Source organism: Antarctobacter heliothermus (assembly GCF_002237555.1).
In the GTDB taxonomy this organism is placed as follows: domain Bacteria; phylum Pseudomonadota; class Alphaproteobacteria; order Rhodobacterales; family Rhodobacteraceae; genus Antarctobacter; species Antarctobacter heliothermus_B.
Genome location: NZ_CP022540.1, coordinates 2,439,921 through 2,466,209 on the forward strand (window position 1 = coordinate 2,439,921; position 26,289 = coordinate 2,466,209).

General features: G+C 60.5%; 29 protein-coding genes. 16 read left to right on the forward strand and 13 right to left on the reverse strand.

What is annotated here, in order from left to right:
* Window positions 1–3: 3 nt before the first annotated feature.
* The 4 genes from bufB to ANTHELSMS3_RS11685 form a co-directional block, all read right to left on the reverse strand.
* Window positions 4–852 carry an MNIO family bufferin maturase gene (gene bufB, locus ANTHELSMS3_RS11670; RefSeq protein ID WP_094035012.1) on the reverse strand — a complete coding sequence of 283 codons (849 nt, stop codon included), beginning with the start codon at window positions 850–852 and terminating at the stop codon, window positions 4–6.
* 64 nt (window positions 853–916) lie between these two features.
* Complete coding sequence (locus ANTHELSMS3_RS11675) at window positions 917–1,216, reverse strand: BufA1 family periplasmic bufferin-type metallophore (protein ID WP_094035013.1); 300 nt, start codon at window positions 1,214–1,216, stop codon at window positions 917–919.
* 397 nt (window positions 1,217–1,613) lie between these two features.
* Window positions 1,614–3,596, reverse strand: coding sequence for a threonine--tRNA ligase (gene thrS, locus ANTHELSMS3_RS11680; protein ID WP_094035014.1), 1,983 nt, complete (start codon window positions 3,594–3,596; stop codon window positions 1,614–1,616).
* A gap of 115 nt (window positions 3,597–3,711) precedes the next feature.
* A complete protein-coding gene (locus ANTHELSMS3_RS11685) occupies window positions 3,712–4,083 on the reverse strand; it encodes a hypothetical protein (protein WP_094035015.1) in 372 nt (123 codons plus the stop codon).
* Window positions 4,084–4,132: 49 nt separating this feature from the next.
* On the opposite strand from ANTHELSMS3_RS11685, the gene ANTHELSMS3_RS11690 reads away from it, so the two are divergent.
* Window positions 4,133–4,804: a DNA-3-methyladenine glycosylase I gene (locus ANTHELSMS3_RS11690; RefSeq protein WP_094035016.1), complete on the forward strand. Its 672-nt coding sequence runs from the start codon at window positions 4,133–4,135 to the stop codon at window positions 4,802–4,804.
* A 101-nt stretch (window positions 4,805–4,905) separates the two neighbouring features.
* On the opposite strand, the gene ANTHELSMS3_RS11695 is transcribed toward ANTHELSMS3_RS11690, so the two are convergent.
* On the reverse strand, window positions 4,906–6,195 hold the full coding sequence (locus tag ANTHELSMS3_RS11695; RefSeq protein ID WP_094035017.1) for a PQQ-dependent sugar dehydrogenase: 1,290 nt from the start codon (window positions 6,193–6,195) through the stop codon (window positions 4,906–4,908).
* 266 nt (window positions 6,196–6,461) lie between these two features.
* Here ANTHELSMS3_RS11695 and ANTHELSMS3_RS11700 point away from each other — a divergent pair, with 266 nt between their 5' ends.
* The 4 genes from ANTHELSMS3_RS11700 to ANTHELSMS3_RS11715 all read left to right on the forward strand — a co-directional run bounded on the left by ANTHELSMS3_RS11700 (window position 6,462) and on the right by ANTHELSMS3_RS11715 (window position 10,415).
* A complete protein-coding gene (locus tag ANTHELSMS3_RS11700) occupies window positions 6,462–7,526 on the forward strand; it encodes an extracellular solute-binding protein (RefSeq protein WP_094035018.1) in 1,065 nt (354 codons plus the stop codon).
* Window positions 7,527–7,613: 87 nt separating this feature from the next.
* On the forward strand, window positions 7,614–8,705 hold the full coding sequence (locus tag ANTHELSMS3_RS11705) for an ABC transporter ATP-binding protein (RefSeq protein WP_094035019.1): 1,092 nt from the start codon (window positions 7,614–7,616) through the stop codon (window positions 8,703–8,705).
* The gene (locus ANTHELSMS3_RS11710; protein WP_094035020.1) at window positions 8,705–9,562 is read left to right on the forward strand and encodes an ABC transporter permease; all 858 of its coding nucleotides are present in this window, start codon (window positions 8,705–8,707) and stop codon (window positions 9,560–9,562) included. The genes ANTHELSMS3_RS11705 and ANTHELSMS3_RS11710 overlap by 1 nt, the downstream gene beginning before the upstream one ends.
* A gap of 4 nt (window positions 9,563–9,566) precedes the next feature.
* Window positions 9,567–10,415: an ABC transporter permease gene (locus ANTHELSMS3_RS11715; RefSeq protein WP_094035021.1), complete on the forward strand. Its 849-nt coding sequence runs from the start codon at window positions 9,567–9,569 to the stop codon at window positions 10,413–10,415.
* Between the two features lie 25 nt (window positions 10,416–10,440).
* Here the strand turns inward: ANTHELSMS3_RS11715 and ANTHELSMS3_RS11720 are convergent, their stop codons facing one another.
* Window positions 10,441–11,208: a DeoR/GlpR family DNA-binding transcription regulator gene (locus tag ANTHELSMS3_RS11720; protein WP_094035022.1), complete on the reverse strand. Its 768-nt coding sequence runs from the start codon at window positions 11,206–11,208 to the stop codon at window positions 10,441–10,443.
* Between the two features lie 264 nt (window positions 11,209–11,472).
* Between ANTHELSMS3_RS11720 and glpD the strand changes: the two genes are divergently transcribed.
* The 8 genes from glpD (at window position 11,473) to glpK (ending at window position 20,720) form a co-directional block, all read left to right on the forward strand.
* Window positions 11,473–13,071: a glycerol-3-phosphate dehydrogenase gene (gene glpD / locus ANTHELSMS3_RS11725; RefSeq protein ID WP_254694720.1), complete on the forward strand. Its 1,599-nt coding sequence runs from the start codon at window positions 11,473–11,475 to the stop codon at window positions 13,069–13,071.
* A 13-nt stretch (window positions 13,072–13,084) separates the two neighbouring features.
* Window positions 13,085–14,173, forward strand: coding sequence for an ABC transporter ATP-binding protein (locus ANTHELSMS3_RS11730; protein ID WP_094035024.1), 1,089 nt, complete (start codon window positions 13,085–13,087; stop codon window positions 14,171–14,173).
* 10 nt (window positions 14,174–14,183) lie between these two features.
* Window positions 14,184–15,260, forward strand: coding sequence for an ABC transporter ATP-binding protein (locus tag ANTHELSMS3_RS11735; RefSeq protein ID WP_094035025.1), 1,077 nt, complete (start codon window positions 14,184–14,186; stop codon window positions 15,258–15,260).
* Window positions 15,260–16,129, forward strand: a complete 870-nt coding sequence (locus tag ANTHELSMS3_RS11740) for a carbohydrate ABC transporter permease (RefSeq protein WP_094035026.1) — start codon at window positions 15,260–15,262, stop codon at window positions 16,127–16,129. The genes ANTHELSMS3_RS11735 and ANTHELSMS3_RS11740 overlap by 1 nt, the downstream gene beginning before the upstream one ends.
* Before the next feature lie 42 nt (window positions 16,130–16,171).
* The gene (locus ANTHELSMS3_RS11745) at window positions 16,172–17,005 is read left to right on the forward strand and encodes a carbohydrate ABC transporter permease (protein WP_094037082.1); all 834 of its coding nucleotides are present in this window, start codon (window positions 16,172–16,174) and stop codon (window positions 17,003–17,005) included.
* A 23-nt stretch (window positions 17,006–17,028) separates the two neighbouring features.
* Entirely contained in the window at window positions 17,029–17,301 is a 273-nt protein-coding gene (locus tag ANTHELSMS3_RS11750) for a DUF2160 domain-containing protein (RefSeq protein WP_094035027.1), read from the forward strand.
* 85 nt (window positions 17,302–17,386) lie between these two features.
* Window positions 17,387–19,099, forward strand: coding sequence for an ABC transporter substrate-binding protein (locus tag ANTHELSMS3_RS11755; RefSeq protein WP_094035028.1), 1,713 nt, complete (start codon window positions 17,387–17,389; stop codon window positions 19,097–19,099).
* A gap of 112 nt (window positions 19,100–19,211) precedes the next feature.
* Window positions 19,212–20,720 carry a glycerol kinase GlpK gene (glpK, locus tag ANTHELSMS3_RS11760; RefSeq protein WP_094035029.1) on the forward strand — a complete coding sequence of 503 codons (1,509 nt, stop codon included), beginning with the start codon at window positions 19,212–19,214 and terminating at the stop codon, window positions 20,718–20,720.
* Window positions 20,721–21,180: 460 nt separating this feature from the next.
* Here the strand turns inward: glpK and ANTHELSMS3_RS26470 are convergent, their stop codons facing one another.
* From ANTHELSMS3_RS26470 to ANTHELSMS3_RS11775, 4 genes are all read right to left on the reverse strand, one after another.
* Entirely contained in the window at window positions 21,181–21,381 is a 201-nt protein-coding gene (locus tag ANTHELSMS3_RS26470; RefSeq protein ID WP_094035030.1) for an ATP-binding cassette domain-containing protein, read from the reverse strand.
* Complete coding sequence (locus ANTHELSMS3_RS25990; protein WP_254694721.1) at window positions 21,378–21,554, reverse strand: hypothetical protein; 177 nt, start codon at window positions 21,552–21,554, stop codon at window positions 21,378–21,380. The genes ANTHELSMS3_RS26470 and ANTHELSMS3_RS25990 overlap by 4 nt, the downstream gene beginning before the upstream one ends.
* Before the next feature lie 410 nt (window positions 21,555–21,964).
* On the reverse strand, window positions 21,965–22,435 hold the full coding sequence (locus ANTHELSMS3_RS25995) for a hypothetical protein (protein WP_254694722.1): 471 nt from the start codon (window positions 22,433–22,435) through the stop codon (window positions 21,965–21,967).
* 19 nt (window positions 22,436–22,454) lie between these two features.
* Window positions 22,455–22,961, reverse strand: a complete 507-nt coding sequence (locus ANTHELSMS3_RS11775) for a radical SAM protein (RefSeq protein WP_254694723.1) — start codon at window positions 22,959–22,961, stop codon at window positions 22,455–22,457.
* On the opposite strand from ANTHELSMS3_RS11775, the gene ANTHELSMS3_RS26000 reads away from it, so the two are divergent.
* The 3 genes from ANTHELSMS3_RS26000 to ANTHELSMS3_RS11785 all read left to right on the forward strand — a co-directional run bounded on the left by ANTHELSMS3_RS26000 (window position 22,945) and on the right by ANTHELSMS3_RS11785 (window position 23,966).
* Window positions 22,945–23,106 carry a hypothetical protein gene (locus tag ANTHELSMS3_RS26000; protein ID WP_254694724.1) on the forward strand — a complete coding sequence of 54 codons (162 nt, stop codon included), beginning with the start codon at window positions 22,945–22,947 and terminating at the stop codon, window positions 23,104–23,106. The two genes, ANTHELSMS3_RS11775 and ANTHELSMS3_RS26000, sit on opposite strands and share 17 nt — an antisense overlap.
* On the forward strand, window positions 23,103–23,255 hold the full coding sequence (locus ANTHELSMS3_RS26475) for a helix-turn-helix domain-containing protein (protein ID WP_157733487.1): 153 nt from the start codon (window positions 23,103–23,105) through the stop codon (window positions 23,253–23,255). The genes ANTHELSMS3_RS26000 and ANTHELSMS3_RS26475 overlap by 4 nt, the downstream gene beginning before the upstream one ends.
* A 108-nt stretch (window positions 23,256–23,363) precedes the next feature.
* On the forward strand, window positions 23,364–23,966 hold the full coding sequence (locus tag ANTHELSMS3_RS11785) for a VOC family protein (RefSeq protein ID WP_439098644.1): 603 nt from the start codon (window positions 23,364–23,366) through the stop codon (window positions 23,964–23,966).
* Here ANTHELSMS3_RS11785 and ANTHELSMS3_RS11790 read toward each other — a convergent pair.
* The 3 genes from ANTHELSMS3_RS11790 to ANTHELSMS3_RS11800 are packed head-to-tail and all read right to left on the reverse strand — an operon-like array spanning window position 23,963 to window position 26,282.
* Entirely contained in the window at window positions 23,963–24,442 is a 480-nt protein-coding gene (locus ANTHELSMS3_RS11790) for a MarR family winged helix-turn-helix transcriptional regulator (RefSeq protein WP_094035032.1), read from the reverse strand. The two genes, ANTHELSMS3_RS11785 and ANTHELSMS3_RS11790, sit on opposite strands and share 4 nt — an antisense overlap.
* Window positions 24,443–24,458: 16 nt before the next feature.
* Window positions 24,459–24,656: a DUF2783 domain-containing protein gene (locus tag ANTHELSMS3_RS11795; RefSeq protein WP_094035033.1), complete on the reverse strand. Its 198-nt coding sequence runs from the start codon at window positions 24,654–24,656 to the stop codon at window positions 24,459–24,461.
* Between the two features lie 3 nt (window positions 24,657–24,659).
* Window positions 24,660–26,282: an FAD-dependent oxidoreductase gene (locus tag ANTHELSMS3_RS11800; protein ID WP_094035034.1), complete on the reverse strand. Its 1,623-nt coding sequence runs from the start codon at window positions 26,280–26,282 to the stop codon at window positions 24,660–24,662.
* Between the last annotated feature and the right edge of the window lie 7 nt (window positions 26,283–26,289).

Sequence of the window (26,289 nt, forward strand, 5' to 3'; positions counted from 1 at the left end):
AACTCACGCCGACACCTGCGATAGAGCAACTTGGGCTCGCGCGGCCTCAGCCGCCAGAACGGACCAGTCGGGCACATCATTGTCCCATTCTATCAACAAAGGGTGCGGTCCCGACAGGTCCAGCACCTTATCCAGCAGCGCCCAAACCGGCTCGGCCACTTCGCGCCCGTGGCTGTCGATCAGCAGCGGCGCGCCAAAATCGTCCTCATCTTCGTCGTGCCCCGCCAAATGGATCTCGCCAACGGCGTCCATCGGGAAGGCGTCGATATACGCCTGCGGGCTGTCGCCAAGGTTCACCGCCGAGACGAAGACATTGTTGACGTCCAGCAGCAGGCCACAGCCGGTGCGGCGGACCACGTCGCGTAGGAAATCGGTCTCTGACATGGTGCTTTCGGCAAAGGTCAGATAGCTGGACGGATTTTCCAGCAGCATCTGCCGTCCCAATGTCTCTTGAACCTCATCGACGTGATCGCAGATGCGGTTCAGCGTGGCTGGCGTATAGGGCAAGGGCAGCAGGTCGTTCAGGAAATGGCTGTCATGGGTCGACCAGGCGAGGTGTTCGGAAAAGCTCGCCGGGTTCAGCCAGCCAACCAAATGCTTGAGCCGCGCCAGATGATCGGGGTCCAGCCGCTCGGGCCCGCCGATGGACAGGCCGACGCCGTGGACGGAAATCGGAAATCGGTCGGCCAGCGCGCGCAACTGTGCCAGCGGCCTGCCGCCATCGCCCATGTAATTCTCGGCGTGCACCTCAAGCCAGCCCACCGGGGCGGGATCGTTCAGGATGGCCGAATAGTGCTGCGGCTTGTAGCCGACACCGGGCAAGGGGGGGAGAGAGCTGGCTGAGTCGAACATTGGTTTTTGCATCCGCCATCAATAAGACGCGGGGCGAACGGTCCGCCCCGCGAAATAATATAAATCAGGCCTCGGGCAGATCGCGCTCAAGCGCCTCGAGCGAGCCCATCCGCGCGTCACCGTCTGCCATTGCGGGCAGTTCGATGTCGGCGCAGGTGCCGGCTTCGACGAGGGTCCAGGCGTTGCCTTGGTAGTCTACGGTCGAGGTGCCGGCGCAGGTGGTGCCGGGGCCTGCGGCGCAATCGTTTTCACCGGCGAGGCTGACGCCAAAGCATTTTTCCTGTTCCATGGCCTGAACGCCCGATGCGGACACTGCTGCGGCGACGATGCCAACAAGGGCGGCGGTCTTGAGAGTGGTGGACATGTGAAATTTCCTCCGGGTTTCTGATTTGAAACTTGTCCGAGGGCCGATCTGCCCTGCGGTGACACCAGAGTGCGCCGAGACTTGGTTTCGGACCATTCACGGGCCCGTGCATCACGGGGGCGTCAGGCCGCGTGTCGCGGGCGTGAACCTTCCAGTGCGGGAGGGTGCGATTTCGGCCCGGGAAAAGGGCGTATTGAAATGATTGTTGCGATTCAAACCATGCTGCAGGGCAGAATGTTACAGGTTTCCCGTCCGGTCCGGCGGGGCCGACACGGCGTATCACGCAATTTGTCAGGCTTGTAACGCAGCAGCCCGGCGTTTCCGTCGCAGGTTTTGCAAAAAAAGTCGGCCGCCCCGATTGGGACGGCCGGAATGGCTTTAATTTGGTGTCTGTGGATCAGTCGCGCAGGTCTGGCGCAGTTGCGTCCGCTGACAAAAGCGCCACGATCTCGTCCAGTGCCGCCACCTGCGTCTGCTTTTCGCCAAGGCGGCGGACGGTCACGGTGCGTTCTTCAACTTCGCGGTGGCCGACGGCAAGGATCACGGGCACCTTGCCGACCGAATGCTCACGCACCTTGTAGTTGATCTTTTCGTTGCGCACATCCGCCTCGGCGCGGACACCGGCGGCGGTTAGTTGGGCGACTACCTCTGCCACATAATCATCCGCCTCCGATGTGATCGAGGCCACAACGACCTGACGCGGGGCCAGCCAGAAGGGCAGCTTGCCGGCATGTTCCTCGATCAGGATGCCGATGAAGCGCTCGAAACTACCCAGCGTCGCGCGGTGCAACATGAAGGGCCGTGTCTTGTCGCCGCTTTGCGAGATGTAGGAGGCGCCCAGACGTTCCGGCAGGTTCGGGTCTACTTGGAAGGTGCCGCATTGCCAGACCCGCCCGATCGCGTCGGTCAGGTAGAAGTCCAGCTTGGGCCCGTAGAACGCGCCGTCGCCCGGTTCCAGCACATAGTCGCGGCCCACGGCCTTGATCGCGTTCTCCAGCGCGTTTTCAACATAGTCCCAGCTTTCCTCGGTGCCGACGCGCTTTTCAGGACGGGTGGCAAAGCGAATTTCGAACTCGGGGAAGCCCAGCTCGCGGTAGATGTCGGCGAGAAAGTCGATGAACCGCGCGCATTCCTCCTGAATCTGATCCTCGGTGCAGAAGATATGCGCATCGTCCTGCGTGAACCCGCGCACCCGCATGATGCCATGCAGCGCGCCCGAAGGCTCGAACCGCGAGCACGATCCGAATTCGGCCAGACGCAAGGGCAGGTCGCGATACGATTTCAGACCCTGATTGAACACCTGCACGTGGCAGGGACAGTTCATCGGCTTCAGCGCATTGATGCGGGTATGGCCCTTGTCCTTGACCACGGCGTCGTCGTTTTCACCGTCGCGGGATTCATCCACCTCGACGATGAACATGTGGTGCTGGTACTTGTCCCAGTGGCCAGAGGCCTCCCACAATTTACGGTCGACGACCTGCGGGGTGTTGATTTCCCGATAGCCACCTGCGCGCTGTTTGCGGCGCATGTAGTCCTGCAGCTGGGTGTAAATGGTCCAGCCGTTGGGATGCCAGAACACCTGACCGGGCGCCTCTTCCTGCATGTGGAACAGGTCCATCTCGCGGCCCAGCTTGCGGTGGTCGCGTTTGGCGGCCTCCTCCAGCATGTGCAGGTGCTTTTTCAGGTCTTCCTTGTTCTTAAAGGCGACGCCGTAGATCCGCTGTAGCATCTGGCGCTTGCTGTCGCCGCGCCAATAGGCCCCCGCCACGCTCATTAGTTTGAAGGCGTCGCCGGGAACCTGTCCGGTGTGTTGCAGGTGCGGGCCACGGCAGAGGTCTTGCCAGTGGCCGTGCCAATACATGCGCAGCGGCTCATCGCCGGGGATCGCCTCGATCAACTCGACTTTATAAGGTTCATTGTTGGCCTCGTAGAAGGCCACCGCGCGGGCGCGTTCCCAGATCTCGGTGGTGACGGGGTCGCGGCGGTTGATGATCTCTTTCATCTTCTTTTCGATCGCGCCGAGATCTTCGGGGGTGAACGGCTCTTCGCGGTCAAAGTCGTAGTACCAGCCGTTGTCGATCACCGGACCGATGGTGACTTTGACGCCGGGCCACAGTTCCTGCACCGCGCGCGCCATAATGTGCGCAAGGTCGTGCCGGATCAATTCCAGCGCGGGTGCCTCATCGGCCAAAGTGTTGATCGCGATATGTGCGTCAGCCTCGATCGGCCATTGCAGGTCCCAGTGCGCATCGCCCACGGTGGCGGAAATCGCCTTCTTGCCAAGCGATTTGGAAATGCTCGCAGCCACTTCGGCAGGGGTCACGCCCTTGTCGAAGTCACGTTTTGAGCCATCGGGAAAGGTCAGGGAAATCTGGGCCATCAGCCTCAACTCCTCGTCAGTTTGGCGCCCACGGAACGCCCGGTTGCGGGTTATGTTTTGCGGGCCTGCTTTTGCGCCTGTCGAGTGGAGCTGTCAAGCTGTGTCGGGTCCGGCGTCACAGCCCGGCTTTCAGGAAATGCTGGCGGATCTCTTCCAACACGTCGCCCGGGGTTTGGGGATCTTCTGCAAAGAACCAGTATTCGCCGTAGGGGTCGTGAATGGCGATCTCCCAGCCCCGCCAGGAAAAGGTGATCCACGCGTCGGTGACGGATTGAACGTTTGCCTTGCGCTTGACGTGTTTGAGACGCCACAGGCTGCGCCAAAGCTGGCCGGGCGATTTCACGATCGGTAGGGTCAGAAAGTTCCGCGACCCGTCGCGCATCCTGAAATCCGTCAGTGAGGTGTCCGGGTCCATCTGCCAGTGCCCTTCCGTGATTGTGGTGTAAGCGTAGCGCCGGGCGCAGCCCCGCTCAATGAGGGCTTTCATGACCTGACGGGCTCTGCCACTGTCTGGCCGGTCACACCCGGAGGGAACCATGCAGACATATCAAGAGATCCTGAACATCGCGGCGGACCGCAAGGGCGGTAAGGACGCGGTACTGGCGGATATGCCCAAGGTGCTGAGCGCGGATGATCTTGCCGCCATTCCGGACAACCTCTGGCTGGCGCAAATGGCGCGCGGGATTTTTCAGGCCGGGATCAGTTGGCAGGTTGTGGAAAACAAGTGGGTCGGCATCGAAGAGGCCTTCTACAACTTTGATGTCGGGCGTGTGGCCGTGATGTCCGAAGACTGGTTCGACGAATTGCTGGACGATCCGCGCATCGTGCGCAGCCCGCCCAAGGTCGAGGCGATCCAGCACAACGCCGCCTTTATTCAGGAGGTCGCCGCCGAGGCAGGCAGTTTCGGGCGCAAGATCGGCGATTGGCCGGCTGAGGATTTCGCCGGGCTGCTGGAGTGGTTGAAAAAGAACGGTTCGCGTCTGGGCGGGGCCACAGGAGCCTATGCGCTGCGGTATCTGGGCAAGGAAAGTTATGTGCTGTCGCCGTCCGTGGTGGCGCGGCTGGAGGCAGAGGGCGTGATCGACAAGGAGCCGACCTCGAAAAAGGCGATGGCGGCGGTGCAGGCTGCGTTCAATGCGTGGAAGGCGGAAAGTGGCGAGAGCCTGACGGTGATCAGCCGCGTATTGGCGCAAAGCATCGACGGCTAGAGGCACGCTCGCCCGACGGTTGCGGTGCGCAGCGATCCGGAGCCGATGTGCGCTGCGCTCTTGACGCGGAACTGGATGCGATTGGCCTTGCGGCCAAACGCTTATGCGCCGGTAACGCGCCAGATGATGTCACCCACATCATCCGCCATCAGGAGCGACTTCTTGTCCGCGCCGAGAGTTACGCCGACGGGGCGTCCGTAGGCGATCTTTTCATCGTCGGACAGGAAGCCGCTGAGAATGTCCCGCGGCGCACCGCTGGGTGCGCCGTTCTCAAAGGGTACAAAGATCAGCTTGTAGCCGCTCAGTTTGGAGCGGTTCCATGATCCGTGCTGCCCGATCACCATGCCGTCGCCGAATCCCGGCAGAGTTCCTGCTGGCATCCAGCACAGACCAAGCGACGCCGTATGCCCGCCCAATGCATAATCCGGCTTGATCGCGCGTGCGACCAATGCGGCGTCCTGTGTGACCCGGTCGTCTACCGTGTCTCCCCAATAGCAATAGGGCCAACCGTAGAAGCCGCCCTCTTGCACCGAGGTCAGGTAATCCGGCGGCGTTTCGTCCCCCAGTCCGTCGCGTTCGTTGACAACCGTCCAAAGCGCGCCGGTTGTCGGTTCCCACGCCATGCCGACCGCATTGCGCAGCCCCGAAGCAAAGATACGGGCTGCGCCGGTCTCGACATCCAGTTCCCAGATTGCGGCGCGCCCCTGTTCTGCCTCCATGCCCTGATCGCCGATATTCGACAACGACCCGACACCAGCGTAGATCTTGGTGCCATCGGGTGACACGATCAGGCTGCGGGTCCAGTGGCCATGCGGTTTGAAATCGACCAGCTTTTGCCCGGTCCCGGTCAGCGACGTCGCATCAGGCGTATAGTCAAAAACCACGATGCCATCGGTGTTGCCGAGGTAAAACCGGCTCCCGATCAGCGCCATGCCAAAGGGCTGGTTCTGGTTCTCGACAAACACCTCGCGGATTTCGGCCACCCCGTCGCCGTCTGCATCCCGCCACAGGGTCACGCGGTTGGCGCTGACGCCGATCGCCTTGGCCCGTCGCATTGTCGCCTGTGCCGCGTGGTCCATCAGTGTCTTGGGCGGCCCCGCCTGTTCTTTCGATTCCGCGACGAGGACATCGCCGTTCGGCAGGACCTCGATCCAACGGGGGTGCTCCAGTCCGGATGCAAAGGCGTTGACCTTGAGCCCGGGCGCGCAGGTGGGGACGTGGCCGTTTTTCCAGCCTTGGGCGACGGGCATTTTTAGCGTCATGATGCCCTGTTTGCGGGCATCGGGGATCTGCGGGCTGGCGCCCATGGCCTGATGTGACGGCGCGCCAACGCGACGCAGCAGCGCCACGGCCCCCCCCACCACAGCAGTCGCCTTTGCGATAAATTCCATGTCCGGCCTCCGTTCTGATCGATGACCATCCTTGCCAGTGTCCACGACACGCAACAACTGTTTTCCCGTACAGGGGCGGTGTGCCGTGCAAACTGTGCGCGACGTAGGTTCGGACATCTCGGGCAAAGTCGCGTGGCAGTTCTTTGTTCACATAACTGACAAGAACATCGCCCATAAGGCCGAGGCTCGTCAAAAAAGTTTGACCATTCGGTAAACGCTGCGCATCCTGTGGCAAAACACGATCCGAACAAAAACAGGGGAAGACCATGACCAAGACATTGCTAACCACGACCTGCCTCGCCCTACTGGGCCTGGCACAGGCGGCGTCGGCCGACACGCTTCGGCTGCTGACTTGGGGCGGCTATGCCCCCGACGAGGTCATCGAGATGTTTGAGGCCGAGACTGGCCACACCGTCGAAGTGACCAAATCCAACAACGAAGAAATGATTGCCAAGCTGCGTGCCACGGGCGGCGGCGGCTTTGACCTTGTGCAGCCTTCGCAGGACCGGGTCATGGGTCCGCAGATGGAATTCGGAATCTACAAACCCATTGATGTTTCCAAGCTGGACCAGTCCCTGTTCATCCCGTCGATGTTGATGGCCACCATGGCCAACACCACCGTTGGCGACGAGGTCTACGGTGTACCGCATGTCTGGGGCACCTCCGGTCTGGTGATGAACACTGCCTTGGCGGGTGAAGTGGTCAAGGACTACACCGACCTGTGTGATCCTGCTGTCGCGGGCAAGGTGTCCTACCGCCTGAAGCGTCCGACGCTGATCGGATTTGCCTTCGCAATGGGCGAAGATCCCTTTGCCGCCTACGGCGACGAAGAGAAGTACAAAGAGATCATGGGCAAGGTCGAGGCCAAGTTGACCGAGTGCAAGGCCAACGTCAAAACCTACTGGGGTGGCGGCGATGAACTGATGAACCTCGTGCGTTCGGGCGAAGTGACCGCGTCGATGGCATGGGACACCGGCGGCTGGAAGCTGAACGAAGACAACGCTGACATCACCTTTGTCGCGCCCGCATCGGGTGCGCTGGGCTGGATCGATACCTTTGTTCTGCCCGCCAAGGGGCAGGCCGATGATGCCGCCTATGCTTGGATCAACTTTGTGATGCAGCCGGAAATTGCGGCCAAAATCACGGCTGTGGCTGGCAACTTCACCGCTTCTGCCGGGGCGGATGAATTTGCCGAGGAAGCGCTGAAAGCCAAGTATCAGGCCAGCTTTCCGCAGGAGGCCATCGACAACATCAAGTGGTATCCGCCGGTTCCCGCCGGTCTGGAAGCCATCGAAGGTGACGTCCTAGACCGTGTCCAAGCCGCCAACTAATCACTTGTGACAGGGGCGGCATCGGTAGTCCCGGTGCCGCCCATTTCGTTTCGGACAGACCCTGAAACGCCTTGAACGGACCTCTGCATGACCCCTGATCTGGAATGCGCTGACCTGGTGAAGCAGTTCGGCCAAACAACAGCCGTAGACAACGTCTCTTTCTCGGTGCCGCCGGGTAGTTTCTTTTCGATCCTCGGACCGTCGGGCTGTGGCAAGACGACAATCATGCGGATGATCGCGGGGTTTCTTGATCCAACATCCGGCGACATTCGGATCAAGGGCGGATCGGTTCTGGACACGCCGCCCAACAAGCGCCCGGTGAACATGGTGTTCCAGCATCTGGCACTGTTCCCGATGATGACCATTGCGGAAAACATCGGTTATGGGTTGCGGCGGCAGAAGATGCCAAGGGATCAGATCGGCCGTAAGGTCGATGAGGCGCTGGACCGGATCGGCCTGCCGGGCATCGGCGGACGCAAGGTGGATGAACTGTCGGGCGGGCAAAAACAGCGCGTCGCCATCGCCCGCTGCATGGTTTTGGAGCCGGATGTCCTCTTGCTGGACGAGCCACTGGGCGCGCTGGATCTGAAGCTGCGCGAACATATGAAAGTGGAACTGAAGGCGCTTCAAGCGGCCTTTGATACCACGTTTGTCTATATCACCCATGACCAGTCCGAGGCGCTGGTGATGTCCGACCAGATCGCCGTGATGAACGCCGGACGGTTTGAGCAGGTCGGCACCGGGCAGGATCTGTACTATCGCCCGGACACGCCCTTTGTGGCCGGGTTCATCGGTGAAGCGAACCGCTGGAAAGGCCGGATTGAGCGCGCAGAAGGCTCTTCGCTGGAAATGCGCACAGAGACGGGTCTTGCGATGCGCGCGACGGCTACCGGCACCCTGGCCCCCGGCGACACCGCTGAGATTTTCGTGCGGCCCGAGTCGATTCGCCTTGCCGCCACTGCCGAGGCGCTCAGCGCCTTTGACAACCAGTTGCAAGGCACTGTCACCAGTATCTTGTTCAACGGCGCGGCCTCTCGGGTGCTGGTACAGGACAGCGTGGGCGAAACGCTGGAGGTCACCTTGCCCCAGTCGGGGGAGTTTGCGACCCTAAAGCGCGGTGACACGCTGCACATCGGTTGGGGGGCTGCGCAAGCCACCTGCTTTGCGGTGGCGGCCTGATGCGCCTGCATGCCCGGATCGGATTCATCTTGTTATTGACACCGCTGGTGTTGTGGCTGGGTATGCTGATCGTCATTCCGCATATCGACATGTTGCTGATCAGCTTGCGCGAACGTATCAGTTTTGGCGTCTATGAAACCAACCTGTCCCAGTACGAAAAGGCGCTGACAGAGCCGCTGTATCTTCGGACATTCTGGCGCACGGCCGTCATGTCGGTGCTGGCCACGGCCATCACGCTACTGATCGCCTTTCCTGTGGCCTACTACATCGCCAAGATGGCCAAGGGCCGGTTGCAACAGGTGCTGTTCATGCTGTGCCTGATCCCGTTCTACGTCTCTGAACTGGTGCGTACCTTTGGCTGGATGATCCTGCTGCGGGAAACCGGACTGATTTCGAACCTGTTGCAATGGGCCGGACTGGCGGACCAGCCGGTCGAGATGCTGTATAACGATGCGGCGATGATGGTCGGCCTTGTCTACACCTCCATGCTGTTCATGGTGGTGCCGCTGGTCACGACGTTGGAAAGTCTGGACGATAGCGTGATCGAAGCGGGCTATGATTTAGGTGGCAACGGTGTGTCCGTACTGCGCGAGATCATTATCCCCCACGCCATGCCGGGCATTGTTTCCGGCTGTATCGTGGTGTTCATGCTATCGTTGGGCAACTACCTGACGCCGACGATGCTGGGCGGCAAGGACAGCCTGTGGTTCACCGAGATGATCTATAACCAGTTCATCGTACGTTCGAACTGGGAGCTGGGGGCGACCTTTGGCTTTATGCTGCTGGTGCTGTCGTCGGTGATCGTCTGGGGCATGTTGCGCCTGACCGGCCGCACGCTGCAAGAAACGATGGGATAAGGTCATGATCCCCACAATTCCCCAGTCCCGCAGCTTTCGCCTGATCTACGGCAGTTACGTCCTGTTGTTCTTTCTCTACCTCGCGCTGCCGCTGACCGTTGTCGCAGTCTTTGCGTTCAACGACAGTCAGTTTCCCTCTCTTCCGTGGGAAGGGTTCACCTGGAACTGGTTCTTCGGCGATACCCGCCCACAGATCGGTGTCTTTCATGAACGCGGCATTCTGCGCGCGGTTGGCACTTCGGGTTTTGTTGCCGCTTGCGTGGCGGTGATGTCGGTGGCTGTTGGCACAACCAATGCTTTCCTTTTCAACCGCTATGAGTTCCGCGGCAAGGGCGCGCTGTATGTTCTGATGCTGCTGCCGCTGGTCGTCCCCGGCATCGTTCTGGGTATCTCGATCCTTGTGTTTTCCTCGACCCTTGCGAATGGTGTGTGGGATCTGGCGCAGATGGACATTCAGGCGCTGCGACCCGGCCTGTTGCTGGTGATCCTTGGCCAGTTCTCATTCATCACCACCATTGCCACGCTGGTCATCACCGCGCGTTTGCAAAAATTCGACCGCACATTGGAAGACGCGGCGCTGAACCTGGGCGCCACGCGCCTGACGGCGGTGCGGACCATCACCATCCCGTTTCTGATGCCCGCCATGATCGGCGCGGTCGTCGTGGCCTTTTTGATGAGCTTTGAGAACTTCAACACCACGCTGATGCTGGTGGGGTCGGATGCGCCACTGACGATTGCCATGTTCGACCGCCTGAAAGAGGGATCTACACCGTTGCTGAACGCGGTGTCGCTGTTGCTGATGTTGGGCTCATCGCTGTTGGCGCTTGTGGTGATCCTGTTCCAGCGCCGCTAGGCGTTAACGATCAGGCAGCTCGTCGTTATCTGTCCGGGGATATGACGATGTCCGTGCCCCAACCGCTGCACAGCGATGGCAGGTCGGGTGGCGGGGTGGCGTCGGTAAAGAAGACATCGACATCGGCGAGCGAGGCGATCCGTGCCGGTGCGCTGCGCGCGAATTTGGTGTGATCGGCCACAAGGTATGTCTTGCGCGACTGCCGCAGGATTGTCCGGCTGACACTGACCTCACGGATGTCGAAATCCAGCAGATCGCCGTCGCGGTCCAATGCGGAACAGCCGATGACCGCCAGATCGAACTTGAACTGCCGGATCGTCTCTGCCGCCAGATTGCCGATCAGGCCGCCATCGGAGCGGCGCAATTGCCCGCCGGTCACAAGGATTTCGCAGGTTGGGTTGGCGACCAGAATATTGGCGACGTTCATGTTGTTGGTCACCACCATGAGATGTTCATGATGCAGGAGTTCGCGCGCCACCGCTTCGGTCGAGGTGCCGATATTGAGGAACAGCGAAATGCCGTTCGGGATCTGCGCGGCGCAGGCCTGCGCGATGGATTGTTTGGCCCCGGCGTTCAGCGAGCGGCGCTCTTCGTACCCGATATTGGTGGTTCCCGAAGGCAGAACAGCGCCACCATGAACACGTTCCAGCCGTCCGGCTTCGGCTAGGTCGGTCAGATCGCGGCGGATGGTCTGGAGCGTGACGCCGAAATGTTCGGCCAGATCATCGACCGAAACCTTGCCATCGCGGCGGGCGATTTCAAGGATCTCGGGGTGACGGAAGGTTTGTGACATCAGTGAGTGGGGTCCGGCAGGTTACGGGCTTTCACGGCCTTGGCGAGAGATACGGTCCCGATACAGTCGCGGCCGCGGTTCAGGATGGCAACCAGAAACACAAACCCAAGGTCGCCGTGGTGCCAATTGTGCCGGATTCGCACATGGAAGAGGTGCGAAATGTTCGAGGGTGACGGAAAAGCGAAAGAAAACGAAAAAAATCATCTTGCGTCACGACGTGGCGAGAGTCATAAGTCTGGTACTGCGAACTTGGAGGAGATTCGCGTGGCAGACCCGACAAACAGCAGGACGCTCGATCTCTTCATCATTGGTGGGGGGATCAATGGGTGCGGCATCGCGCGGGACGCTGCGGGGCGTGGCGCAAGCGTAGCTCTGGCAGAGATGAGCGATCTGGCCTCTGCCACGTCGTCGTCTTCGACCAAGCTATTTCACGGTGGTTTGCGCTATCTCGAATACTTTGAATTCCGCCTTGTCCGCGAGGCGTTGATAGAACGCGAAGTCCTGCTGCGGGCCATGCCGCACATCAGTTGGCCTATGCGTTTTGTTCTTCCTTATCATAAAGATATGAGGTTCGAGTCAGATACGCCGACGTCCAAGCTGTTGAACGTGTTCATGCCCTGGATGAAAGGGCGCAGGCCCGCGTGGCTGATCCGTCTGGGCCTGTTCATGTATGACCACCTTGGGGGGCGCAAAATCCTGCCCGGCACCACGACCCTTGATCTGGTGGGCTCGCCAGAGGGGGCGCCCCTGCAGGATCGGTTTGCCAAGGCCTATGAGTATTCCGACTGCTGGGTAGAGGATTCCCGCCTTGTGGTGCTGAACGCCCGCGACGCCGAGTCTCGTGGTGCGCAGATCATGACCCGGACCAAGGTTTTGAACGCGTCCAGTGAAAACGGCCTTTGGCGCGTCGAAACGCAAAATACCGAAAGCGGTGAGAAGAAAGCCTTTCACGCCCGGATGCTGATCAATGCTGGCGGGCCTTGGGTGGGGGACATTATCCAGACCAAGGTGCGGCTGAATTCGCGCGAAGGTGTTCGGTTGGTGCGTGGCAGCCATATCGTGACCCGCAAGCTGTATGATCACGGCAAGTGTTATTTCTTTCAGGGCACCGACGGACGGATCATCTTTGCCATTCCTTATGAGACGGATTTCACCCTGATCGGGACCACTGATGCCGATCATGCCGACCCGTCGCAAAAACCCGAATGCACGCCAGAAGAGCAGGACTACCTGCTGAACTTCGCCAACCAGTATTTCAGTGAGCAGTTGGATCGTGACGACATCGTCTGGACCTATTCCGGGGTGCGTCCGCTGTATGACGACGGCGCTAGCAGTGCGACAGCGGCCACGCGGGACTACACGCTCAAGGTTGATACCAGCGGCGGTGCGCCCGTGTTGAACATTTTTGGCGGCAAGATCACCACCTATCGCCGCCTTGCAGAAAGCGCGCTGGAACTCGTGGGCGAGCATCTGGACATGAAAAAGGGCAAATGGACCGCGGGCGTCGCCTTGCCGGGCGGCGACTTTCCGGTGGACGGCGTTGCGGCGCTGGTCGCCGATCTCAAGGCGGGTTTTCCGTTCCTGACGGATTTCTGGGCCATCCGGCTGGTCCGCGCCTATGGTACACAGGCGGCAGGCATCCTTGGCGATGCAAGGGAGGCCGCCGATCTGGGGCAGGATTTCGGCGCGACCCTGACCGAGACAGAGATCACTTGGCTAATGAACAACGAATACGCGTGCACGGCACAGGACGTCGTTTGGCGGCGCAGCAAACTTGGCCTGCGACTGACGGACGACCAGATCGGCGTGCTGGACAACTGGATGGCGCGTCGTCGCCAATCCGCCGCTGCGGCCGCGGAATAAGGAGGAGGACGCGATGACGCTGGACCTGAGGGGCGTTTCAAAGATCGTTGACGGGGTGACGCATATCCACCCTACCGATCTTACGCTGGAGAACGGCACGATGAACGTGCTGCTGGGGCCGACCCTGTCGGGCAAGACATCCCTGATGCGTCTGATGGCGGGGCTGGATGCACCCAATACTGGGAAGGTATTCTGGCAGGGCGAGGACGTCACCGGGATGCGCGTTCAAGACCGAAAGGTCGCGATGGTGTATCAGCAGTTCATTAACTACCCGTCCATGACCGTTTACGAGAACATCGCGTCGCCGATGAAACTCATGGGCATCGACAAGGCCGAGATCGACCGCCGCGTGCGCGAAAGCGCCGAGTTGATGAAGCTGTCGCCGATGCTGGATCGCAAGCCGCTGGAATTGTCCGGAGGACAGCAGCAACGCTGCGCGCTGGCGCGCGCGCTGGTCAAGAACGCCGGTCTGGTGTTGTTGGATGAGCCGCTGGCCAACCTCGACTATAAGCTGCGTGAGGAGCTTCGGGTCGAGATCCCGAAGATCTTTGAGGCCTCCGGCGCGATCTTTGTCTATGCCACGACCGAGCCGGAAGAGGCGCTGCTGCTGGGAGGCAATACGGCGGCGTTGTGGGAAGGGCGGGTGACCCAGTTCGATCTGACACCGCGTGTTTATCGCCAGCCGGTGGATGCGACCACGGCGCGGGTGTTCAGCGATCCGCCGATGAACTTTCTGCCCATCTCCAAGACCGGAAACCGGATCATGTTCGGTGAAGGCCAGAGCGCCCAGGCGACCGGCAAGCTGGCTGAACTCGCGGATGGCCGCTATACGGCGGGGTTTCGTCCGAACCATCTTGAGATTGGCAAACACGCTGCCGACGCGATGGAGTTCAAATCCACTCTGAACGTGACAGAGCTGACCGGGTCGGAGACCTTTGTCCACCTCGACCACCACGGCGAACGCTGGGTCGGTCTGATCCACGGGGTTCACGACCTGACGCTGGGCGCAGAGCTGGCAGTCTGGCTGGACCCGCGCCACGTCTACATTTTCGGCGAAGACGGCAAGCTGGTTGCACCAGCCGCCTACGCGCTGGCCGCCTGAGGGGGAGCCGATGGCCAAGATCACACTCGACAACCTTGCACATTCCTATTTGCCCGCGCCGAAGTCAGAAGACGATTTCGCGCTGAAAGAGCTGAACCACGTCTGGGACGATGGCGCGGCCTATGCGCTGCTCGGCTCTTCCGGCTGTGGGAAATCCACGCTGCTCAACATCATCTCGGGGCTGCTGCATCCCAGTCAGGGACGTATCCTGTTTGGCGACAAGGACGTGACCGACGCGCCGACGGCGGAACGCAACATCGCGCAGGTGTTCCAGTTTCCGGTGGTCTACGACACTATGACGGTGCACGACAATCTGGCCTTTCCGCTGCGCAACCGGGGCCGGGATGAGTCCTATGTGGCGGAACGTGTGCAGGAAATCGCCCGCATGATCGGCATGGAGGAGATGCTGAGCAAAAAGGCGCGCGGCCTGACGGCGGATGCCAAGCAGAAGATCAGCCTTGGTCGCGGCATGGTTCGCAAGGACGTGAACGCGCTGCTGTTTGATGAACCGCTGACCGTGATCGACCCCCACATGAAGTGGGAGCTGCGCACACAGCTGAAAAAGCTGCACCATGATTTCGGCCACACCATGATTTACGTCACCCATGACCAGACAGAGGCGCTGACCTTTGCCGACAAGGTGGTGGTGATGTACGATGGCCGCGTTGTGCAGATCGGCACACCCGAAGAGTTGTTCGAACGGCCCGAACATACCTTTGTGGGCTATTTCATCGGCTCGCCCGGCATGAACGTAATCCCGGCGCAGGTTGACGGCAACAAGGCCATCATCAGTGGCGCGCATGTCGATCTGGCGCAGGCGTACCAGCCGCTTGACGGTAAGGTCGAGATCGGGGTGAGGCCGGAATTCGTGCGGCTGAGCCAGACCGAGGGCCTACCAGTCAAGGTCCGCCGGGTCGAGGACGTGGGCCGCCACAAGATCATCCGTGCCGAATTTTTCGGACATGACATCAATATCATCGCCGGCGAAGACGATCACATCAGTGCGGACATGAACCGTGTCGCCTTTGATGCCAATCACGTCAACGTCTACGCCAACGACTGGCGTGTTCAGGGAGCGGCTGCGTAATGGAAAAGACAGTCAACCAAAAGGCATGGTTCCTTGTGCTGCCGGTCTTGCTGTTGGTGGCCTTTTCGGCGGTGATCCCGCTGATGACGGTGGTCAATTATTCCGTTCAGGACACGTTCGGCCAGAACGTCTTCTTCTGGGAGGGGCTGACCTGGTTTGAGGAAATGCTGAGCTCGGAACGGATGTGGGATGCGCTGGGCCGTCAAATGATGTTCTCGCTTATCATCCTCGCGATTGAGGTGCCGCTGGGTATCTTCGTGGCGCTCAATATGCCCAAGTCGGGCTTTTGGTCATCCCTTTGCCTCGTGTTGATGTCGCTGCCGTTGCTGATCCCGTGGAACGTGGTCGGCACGATCTGGCAGATCTTTGGTCGCGTCGACATTGGCCTGCTGGGCTATACGCTGGACGCGCTGGGGATCAACTACAACTATACACAGGACACCGTGGCCGCGTGGATCACCATCGTTGTCATGGACGTCTGGCACTGGACCTCTCTGGTGGCGTTGCTTGCCTTTGCGGGCCTCAAATCGATCCCCGACGCCTATTATCAGGCGGCCAAGATCGATCAGGCCAGCCGCTGGAAGGTGTTCCGCTACATCGAACTGCCCAAGATGGCGGGTGTGCTGATGATCGCCATTCTGTTGCGGTTCATGGACAGCTTTATGATCTACACAGAGCCGTTCGTCGTCACCGGCGGTGGGCCGGGCAACGCAACCACCCTGTTGTCGATCGACCTTGTGAAGATGGCGTTGGGGCAGTTCGACCTTGGACCGGCGGCGGCGTTCTCGCTGATGTATTTCCTGGTGATCCTGCTGGTGAGTTGGGTGTTCTACACCGTGATGACCACCCTAGAAAAGCGGGACTCCTGAGCCATGGCGCATACCAATTACGATCTCTCGGGCGGGCTGGACATGTACACTAAAAAGAACCGCAAACCTTTGGTGAAATTCAACAGCCGCGCCGTGGTCATGACTCTGTACCTGCTGTTTCTGCTGTTGCCGATCTACTGGCTGCTGAACATGAGCCTGAAGACCAACACGGAGATCCTGAACTCCTTCACCCTTTGGCCGCGCGATCTGACCTTTGCGAACTACGCCACCATCCTCACCGATCCGGCGTGGTACATGGGCTATGTAAACTCGCTGATCTATGTGGTGATGAACACGGTGATTTCCCTGGCTGTGGCCCTGCCTGCGGCCTATGCCTTCAGCCGCTATCACTTTATGGGCGATAAGCACCTGTTCTTCTGGCTGCTGACCAACCGGATGGCGCCGCCTGCTGTTTTCGCCTTGCCGTTCTTTCAGCTGTATTCGTCGGTCGGCCTGTTCGATACGCATATCGCAGTGGCACTGGCGCATTGCCTATTCAATGTGCCGCTGGCGGTCTGGATCCTAGAGGGGTTCATGCGTGGGGTGCCCAAGGAAATCGACGAGACGGCTTATATCGACGGCTACGGATTTGGCCGGTTCTTCGTCAAGATCTTCATGCCGCTGATCGCCAGCGGCATCGGGGTCGCGGCCTTTTTCTGCTTTATGTTCTCATGGGTCGAACTGCTGCTGAGCCGCACGCTGACCACGGTTGACGCAAAGCCCATCGCCGCGATCATGACCCGCACACAGGGCGCCAGCGGCATCGACTGGGGCGTGCTGGCGGCGGCGGGCATCCTGACCATCGTGCCCGGCGCGCTCGTGATCTACTTTGTCCGCAACTACATCGCCAAGGGCTTTGCCCTCGGGCGGGTTTAATCCGGGAAAAGGGAGGACTTCCAATGGACTGGATGGCATGGACCTGGCCAACCGCGATCTTTTTCGCCGTCATCGCCACGCTGCTGATCACCTTCACCTTTCTGGCGATCAAGTTTCCGGAGACGCCCCGGACGGGCATTCTGCGGATTGAAACCACGCGGGGGGATCGCCTGTTCATCACGCTGCTCGGCTCGGCTTTTATTAATCTTGCCTGGCTTGGACTTGTGGGTGTGCAACAGCCGCTCGCTCTTGTCGTTTGCCTGATCTACGCCGCCGCGGTGTTCCGCTGGGTGTAGATCAGTCCGTGTGTCCGGGAAGGGAGGAGCCCGGCCACCGTACCGAACGTCCTCAACGAAAAATGGTACCAATGGGAGGATACCAATGAAACACAACCTCAGATCCACAACAGCGGCGCTGCTGATCCTTGCGGGTCCGGCATTCGCCGACATGGACGCGGCCCGCGCGTTCCTTGACGCGGAGATCGGCGATCTGTCGTCGCTTCCGCGCGCTGCGCAAGAGGCGGAGATGCAGTTCTTCGTCGACGCGGCCAAGCCCTTTGAGGGCATGGAAATCAAGGTCGTCTCAGAAACGATCACGACGCATGAGTATGAAGCGCAAGTTCTGGCACCGGCGTTCACTGCAATCACCGGCATCAAGGTCACGCATGACCTGATCGGCGAAGGCGACGTGGTCGAAAAGCTGCAAACGCAAATGCAGTCCGGTCAGAACATCTATGACGCCTACATCAACGACTCCGACCTGATCGGCACCCACTGGCGGTATCAGCAGGTGCGCAACCTGACCGACTGGATCGCAAACGAAGGCGCGGACGTGACCTCGCCGACGCTGGATCTCGACGATTTCATCGGCCTCAGCTTTACCACCGGACCGGATGACAAGGTCTACCAGTTGCCGACCCAGCAGTTCGCGAACCTCTACTGGTTCCGCTATGACTGGTTCAACGACGAAAAGAACAAGGCCGACTTCATGGACCAGTTCGGCTATGAGTTGGGCGTTCCGGTCAACTGGTCGGCCTATGAGGATATCGCCGAGTTCTTTACCGGTCGAGACCTCAGCCATATGGGCGTGGATGGCGACATCTTCGGCAACATGGACTACGGCAAGAAAGACCCTAGCCTGGGCTGGCGCTATACCGATGCGTGGATGTCCATGGCTGGCATGGGCGACGTGGGTGAACCCAACGGCCTGCCGGTCGATGAATGGGGCATTCGCGTCAACGACCAGAGCCAGCCTGTCGGCTCCTGTGTCGCGCGCGGCGGGGCCACTAACGCCCCGGCGGCGGTTTATGCCGTGACCAAGGCGATCGAGTGGCTGGAGAAATACACGCCGCCCGCTGCCGCAGGCATGACCTTCTCTGAGGCGGGTCCGATCCCGGCGCAGGGCAATATCGCCCAGCAGATGTTCTGGTACACTGCGTTCACCGCCGACACGGTCAAGCCCGGCCTGCCGGTCATGAACGAGGACGGCACGCCCAAGTGGCGCATGGCGCCCAGCCCGCACGGTGTCTACTGGAAAGAAGGCCAGAAGGTCGGCTATCAGGATGCCGGGTCGTGGACGCTGATGAAATCCACGCCCGAGGATCGTGCCAAGGCGGCTTGGCTCTATGCCCAGTTCGTCACCTCCAAAACCGTGGATGTGAAGAAGTCCCATGTGGGCCTGACCTTCATCCGCGAATCTACCGTGCAGCACGACAGCTTTACCGAGCGTGCGGACAAGCTGGGTGGCTTGGTCGAGTTCTACCGCTCGCCGGCCCGCGTGGCATGGTCGCCGACCGGCACCAACGTGCCTGACTACCCCAAGCTGGCGCAGCTGTGGTGGCAGAACATCGGCGATGCCATGTCTGGTGCCAAGACCCCGCAAGAGGCGTTGGATGCGCTGTGCGCGGACCAAGAGCGTGTGCTTGAGCGTCTGGAGCGCGCAGGCGTTCAAGGCGACATCGGTCCCAAGTTGAACGAAGAGCGTGACGCCGAATACTGGTTCGCCCAGCCCGGTGCGCCCTTTGCCAAGCTGGCCGAAGAAGACGAAGAGCCCAAGACCGTCAGCTACGATGAGCTGATCAAGTCCTGGCAATAAGCCTTCCTCCCCGGCCGGGGCCCTTCGGGGCCTCGGCCACCTTCTTCATTCATCATGACATGTCAGGCTCCTATTGGGGCACACCACACATCGCTCTGAGGAGACGCGGTCCATGACTCATGTTCTGGCCATTGATCAGGGAACCACATCCACCCGTGCGCTTATGTTTGATGGGTCCATGACGGTTGTTGGCAGCGCTCAGGAAGAATTCGATCAACATTTCCCCGCCAGCGGCTGGGTAGAGCACGACCCGGTCGATTTGTGGTCCACAACCGCCGCGACCTGTCGCGCCGCCATCGAAAAAGCCGGGATCAGTGCGGGGGACATCGCCGCCATCGGCATCACCAATCAGCGCGAAACGACACTGGTCTGGGACCGCAAGACTGGCAAACCCATTCACAACGCAATCGTCTGGCAGGATCGGCGCACTGCCTCCCTGTGCAAGGCGCTAAAGGATGACGGGTTCGAACCCGCCGTGACCGACCGCACCGGGTTGCTTCTGGATCCGTATTTCTCGGGGACAAAGCTGGCCTGGCTGCTGGACAACGTCGAAGGGGCTCGGGCGCGGGCAGAATCTGGAGACTTGGTGTTCGGTACTGTCGACAGCTGGCTGGTATGGAACCTGACCGGCGGGGCCGTGCATGTCACAGACGCCACCAACGCCGCCCGCACAATGCTGTTCGATATCCGAAAGGGGCGCTGGTCCCGGACAATCTGTGATCGCCTTGGCATTCCAATGGCGATGCTGCCAGAGGTCCGCGACTGCGCCGCTGACTTCGGAATGACCCGGCCGGATCTTTTTGGCCGTGCGATCCCGATCCTTGGCATCGCGGGCGACCAGCAGGCCGCCGCCATCGGGCAGGCCTGTTTCCAGCCCGGCATGATGAAATCGACCTATGGCACCGGGTGCTTTGCGCTGCTGAACACCGGCGACACGCCGGTGGTGTCGCAAAACCGACTTCTGACCACCATCGCCTATCAACTGGATGGCAGGCCAACCTATGCGCTTGAAGGGTCAATCTTTATCGCGGGGGCGGTGGTGCAATGGCTGCGCGACGGGTTGCGGATCATCCGTGACGCAAGTGAGACGCAGCCATTGGCCGAGGCGGCGGATGCCGGGCAAAACCTGATCTTGGTCCCCGCTTTTACCGGTTTGGGAGCGCCGTATTGGCAGCCCGATTGCCGGGGGGCCGTCTTTGGCTTGACCCGCAACTCTGGCCCGGCCGAATTGGCGCGCGCGGCGCTGGAAAGCGTGGGTTTCCAAACCCGCGACCTGCTGGCGGCGATGCAAGCCGACATGGGTAGCGCGGGTAAGGCGCTGGCGCGCCAAGCCCGTGCCGCTACGCTGCGTGTGGATGGCGGGATGAGCGCGTCAGACTGGGCCATGCAGTTTCTCGCCGATATTGTTGGTGCCCGTGTCGATCGTCCCTTGGTGCAGGAAACCACGGCCATGGGCGCGGCATGGCTTGCCGGACAAAGAGCGGGTCTTTACCCTGATCAGGCCGCGTTCGCAGCGCAATGGGCCTTGGACCGCAGCTTTGTGCCCGACATGCAGGAAGACAGCCGTCGCGCCAAATACGCGGCCTGGCAGCGGGCGGTTCAGGCGACGATGACGTTCTGAGTCTAGGTTGATGTCGGCCACCCGCATCGTTCGACCTGTCGCCTTGGAGCGCGCCTTTGCTGCTGCGGAAGGGCGGATAACGGACGGCCCCAGTTTCCAGAAAAGCGCTGGCCTCGGCAACGATGGGCATGTCCCGCAAGTGCGGGAAAGCCCCGAAATCCGCAAGGGGCAGGGATTTATCGCGGCGTCGGTTTCACCTACCAATTGCAGCGCCGTGACCAGATTGGAGCCAGAAAACGCCAACCGACGCTGAAAGATCGGAATGCTGATAATCTCGGCCTCTTGCGCCTCTGACCAGCCCGCCCCGTTGGGCAACCCGTTCCGCCAGACCGCCGATGGACAGGCCCTCTTGCATTTTAGTTCGTGTGGCACAGGGTGCCGATAGCGACAGGTTTTCGACCACAATCCTCAAGATCACAACAGGGCGATGTGGTACATAGTCAACCGCGCCGCGCAGGTCCTAACGTGACAGGCTGCGCACGTCGCACCCGGCCAACAGGATGCATCCTTGTTTGGGATCCCAACGGTGTTGGAGCAGCGCGAGGAGTGAGGACTTCCCAATGCCGCTGGATTCTGTCAGGCGCAGTTTCGTGCCGGCGGGGATGTCGAAAGTGACGCCTGTTGCGATTTCTCGCCGTTCTACCGGACGAACCAGGGTCAAACGACCTGTAGCGTCGCGGTGCCCATTTCGCCGCCCGAGGGCACCAGCTTCTCGCCGGTGCGCATCAGTGCCTCGGCGTCGTAAATGCCGATGTCGTCATTGGCTCCGGCCACATAAATCTTCTTGGCATCGGTTGAGATATTTATGACGCAATAGGTGCGCGGCAGGTCCACGCGTTGAGCAACTCTCTGGTGTCCACGTCATGTTGCGACAGTTGGGTGTAGACGCCGTACAGCAGGCCATCCGCGTTCGGATCGCGCACGCCACAGAACATCAACACGTCAAGCGAGGCAAAACCCTGTACCTCTGGTTCTCCGGTTTCCAGGTCGACCGCGGAATAGCCTTAGATGAAATCCGCAAGTTCTGTCTGCGTGTCGTCGCTGAAGACTGCGGCGGTGTACATCAGCATGAACCCAGCGTTCTGGATGCCTATGGGCCGAAAGGCCAAAACAGTCGGCGGGCTGTGCAGGGGGCGGTCCCCAGCTGGATTGGGGAATGGCGACCTCTCGTGTGCCGGTTGCGGGGTCCATGTCGTAGATCTCATGCGCGCCGATATCGATCGTGCCGTCATCGCCGGTCTACATCACGGTTGACCGGCGCGGGCAGGATAAGTGCGGACCGGCTCTGTCTCTAACCCGCCACTGGCGGCGTAGACTGCGAATTCCGGCTCCACTACCTTATTGCAGTCGATCAGCTTTTTGGTGGGGGAGTTTTCTGACCCATCCGCTGCGACTGCCAAAGAGCCGATGGACCGGCGCGAGATCTCGTCCGTGGGCCGGGCGACGTAGAACACCTTTTCACAGGTTTTGATGTCGATCCCGATCACCTCCTGCCAGCGGTTGACCGGCACATAGGCCGGATTGTCGTCAGGTGTCATCTGGATCAAGCTCGGGCTCATTTCCGTGCCCTTAGGGCGCTCCTTGATCACGGCAGGTTCGGACGTGTCAAAAACATAGAGGTTGCCGGGTTCGGCCACGACGACTAGCAGATCCTTCGCGGCGGCGGGTGCGGTCGCCACATAAAGAGCGGTTAGTGGAAATGCGTGTGTCGTCATGCGCCTCATGTGTTCGAGGCTATGGAGAAGACGGTGCCAAGTGCACGCCAGTCGTCACCGTCACCCGTGCTCTCGCCGGGCGCGCTTTGTGGCGTGACAGCAGCATCCGTGCCTTGGCGGCAACCGCGTCGTAGGATCCTTTGCCGCCGATCGTCTTGTGGTTGAGGTCATGCAGCGTCCTTGGTCTGTCCATCGACACGGTCAGGCCAAAACAATGATCGTCCAGACAGTCTGCCAACGATTCCGTAAGCAGTGTTACGTCGGTGGTCAGGGTGCAGCGCCCTTCCTTGCCGAGTGCCGCAAAACGCGGCTTTGCGTGGGCGACCATGTCGCGGATCAGTGGCATGTTCGACAGCGGCTCACCGCCAAACAAGACGATGTTATAGGCTTTGTGGTTCGGGCTTTCGTTCAGCAACAGATCGATCGACTGCTCCGCCGAGTCAAAGGCCGTTTTACGCCCGGCGCCGGGGGTATCAAGATCCTCCTTGTCGCAGTAGGTGCAAGCTAGATTGCAGCTGGTGGTCACGTTCGTTCGGGATGATCGTAAACAGCGGAAAGTTCTCGATCTTGATGTCGAGGCGTTCCGCCTTGGCCGGGCTGGCGTCGGTGAGGATGTCCAGGTCCAGCAGTCGCTGCTCCTGTGCGGCAAGGCCGCGATCACCACGCCGTGACGCTATCAGGTAAGGCTAGCCTGTCGATCTCCGAAATTGCCGACCGTCTGGGATACTCCGAGGCCAGTCGTTTTGACCGGGCGTTTCGCCGTTGCTACGGCAAGGCTCCCAACGCCAAAAGATGGTCATGTAGTCCGGACGGGGGTTGACGCCCTATAGGTTTAGACCAAGCATTCGACGATGTTGGTTGTTTCCGCAAACTGCGCCATTCATGCCGTAGGGCGTGGAGCACGCCATGTGCAAAGCTGAGGGGGGGGATGATGAGCCAGCCAGACAATTTCCGAAAAATCCAGACACAGGGCGTGCACCATATCACGCTGATCGGTGCAGACAGGCAGACCTCGATCGATTTCTGGGAAGGGGTGTTGGGGATGCCGTTCGTCTTTGACCAGCCGAATCTGGATGACCCGAACGAAGGGCATCTGTACTTCGATCCGGGTGACGGGCGCTTGATCACGATCTTCACCAATGAAAACCGTAAGGCTGATGCCAAAGCGGTGCCCGAAGCGACAGGGTCGCTGCATCATCTTGCGCTGAACGTCAGCCAAGCCAGCTTTTGGCAGGTGGCGGCGCGGCTGGACGCGCGTGGTGTATCGCATTCGGGTCCGGTGGACCGGGGGTTTATGGATTCGATCTATTTCCGCGATCCGCTGGGCCTTCGCCTTGAATTGGCAAGCTATCGGTTTGAGCCGCCAGAGGGCTGTCGCCATGCGGATGTGATGATCGAGGCGCACCGCATCCGAGTCGGACGCGGCGACCACCACATTGATCGGGAGCATTTGGCCGACGCCATCGAGTTGCTGGTCGAGCGGCGACAGCAGTCCTTGTCGACTGACCGAGACGCCAAGAATCCATATTAAGACCGCGGTCCGCGTTCGAATTCGGGCGGGGCGGCACAGGTTGCGATAGCCTCTGACAGGGCGGCAAGCCCACGTTCCAGTGCGGCGCGATCCTCAGGAGACATGGCGCGCAGGATCTCGTTTGACCGTGCTTCGACTTGTGGCAAGGCATCCGCGAACAGGGCGCGCCCGCGTTTGGTGCAGGCGTATACTTTCAACCGCCTGTCGTTCGGGGCGATGTTGCGCGTGATCAGCCCCTTGTCCTCCAACTTTTGTGAGGCGCGGCTAACCTGGACGCGGTCCAGCGTGGACCGGCGGCTGAGGTCGCGCGAGGTGACCTCTGCCTCGCCAGCCAGCAGAAACAGTAGCCGCCATTCTTCGCGGCTGAGGCCGTAACCACGCCCGTACACGTTGGCTAGATTGCGCGAAAACCCTTCGGCCGCCACTGCAAGGCGGTAAGGGAAAAAGGTTTCCAACGGTCGGGTCAGTTTGTCCATTGGGGCGCGGCCAGGTTTATCGGTCGGGTTTCGACGCGGCCTTTAGCGCCGCGCTGATGATCTGCGTGTCACCGATCTGGTTGGCAAGGATCAGGATCAGGCGCGCGTTGAGGGCGGCGCTTTCGTCCTCGCTCAATCCGTCATGGGCAGCGATTAATTCGGCGTAGAAATCATCGGGCCGGTCAAGGTTCGGGGTCAGTGTCAGATCTGCCATGTCTTACTCCAGTCCAATCGCGTGGCGCAGGGCCGCGCGGGTGGCGGCCTCGTCATAGTGATCCCAGCGCGCGGTCACATGCTGGTCGGGCCGGATCAGATAGACGCCCGAGGTGACCTGTCCCAGATAGCGGTCTGCCAGAACGCCGCTGGCCGTGCCGGAGGTCGTCAGGGCGACCCGGCGCAGAGCGATGCCTGCTTCTTCCAATTCGTCTGGGGCCAGTTCGTCTATGGTCAGAAGGACAAACCCGCCGCCCAGTTTATCCAGAAGATAGCCGTCCTCTAGCGGCGCATCAGGGCAGGGGCTGCCGGGGCGGGTGCGCGAGGGTCCACCGGGCAGGGCATCGGCCCCGTTCAGCGGACCGTTGTCATAGACACAAGGCACCGAAAGGCGGCCCGAATTGACCAGAGGGCGAGCAAATTCAAACTGTTCCGCCAGATCCAGCACCGCGTTGCGGAAGATATGGCTGATCTTCGATTTCGGCGTGATAAAATCCGTCGCCCTTGTGGAGTTCAGGATGTTCTCATCCGCGCCAAAGACGCGCTCGGCGTCGTAGGTGTCTAGCAGCGCATCCGGCGCCTTGCCGTCGATCACCAGACCCAGCTTCCAGCCAAGGTTATCGACGTCCTGCATTCCGGAATTCGCGCCGCGCGCCCCAAAGGGCGACACCTGATGCGCCGCATCTCCGGCAAAGAGCACGCGACCATGGCGGAATTTCTTCATTCGGCGACATTGGAACGTATAGATCGAGGTCCAGACGATCTCATAGTCGACCTCACCCAGCATGGCGTCCAGCCGGGCGCGGACGTTTTCCTCTTGCAGTTCGGTCTTGCGGTCGATGTCCCAGCCGATCTGGAAATCCACCCGCCAGACGCCATCGGGTTGCTTGTGCAGCAGGGTCGAGGCACCGGATTTGAAGTGCGGTTCAAACCAGAACCACCGCTCGGTCGGGAATTCCGTGTTCACCATTTTGATGTCGGCGATGAGAAAGCTGTCCTCAAAGACGCGGCCCTCAAAATCCAGCCCCATCATGCCGCGCAGCGGGCTGGAGGCACCATCACATCCGATCAGCCAGTCGGCCTCGATGGTGTACGGCCCCTCGGGTGTGGTGATCTCTAGCGTGACGTGATCGTCGTGGGGGCTGACATTGTCGACGCGGTTCTTGCCGCGCAACTCGATCGGCGCGCCATTGGCCTGCGCTTCACGAACGCGCTCGACAAGGAAGCGTTCGAAATAGGGCTGTTGCAGGTTGATGAAGGCCGGGAACTTGTGGCCTTCCTCTGGCAGCAGGTTGAACTCAAACACCTTGCGGTCGTCGTGGAACACCTTGCCAAGATTCCAGACCACGCCCTTGTCCAGCATCGGTTTGCCGCAGCCATAGCGGTCGGCGATTTCCAGACTGCGCTTGGCGAAACAGATTGCGCGGCTGCCCATGCCAATGCCCTCGTGGTCGTCCAGCACGACAACCGGGATGCCCTGAAGACCAAGGTCCAGCGCTGTGGCAATCCCGATGGGCCCGCCGCCCATGACGACAACCGGGTGCCGGACGGGGGTGTCTGCGTCCTGATCGGCGGTGCGTTCGTAAGGGTAGAGTTTGAAAGCCAATTGGTAACGGTCGTGGAGCATTTCCTGA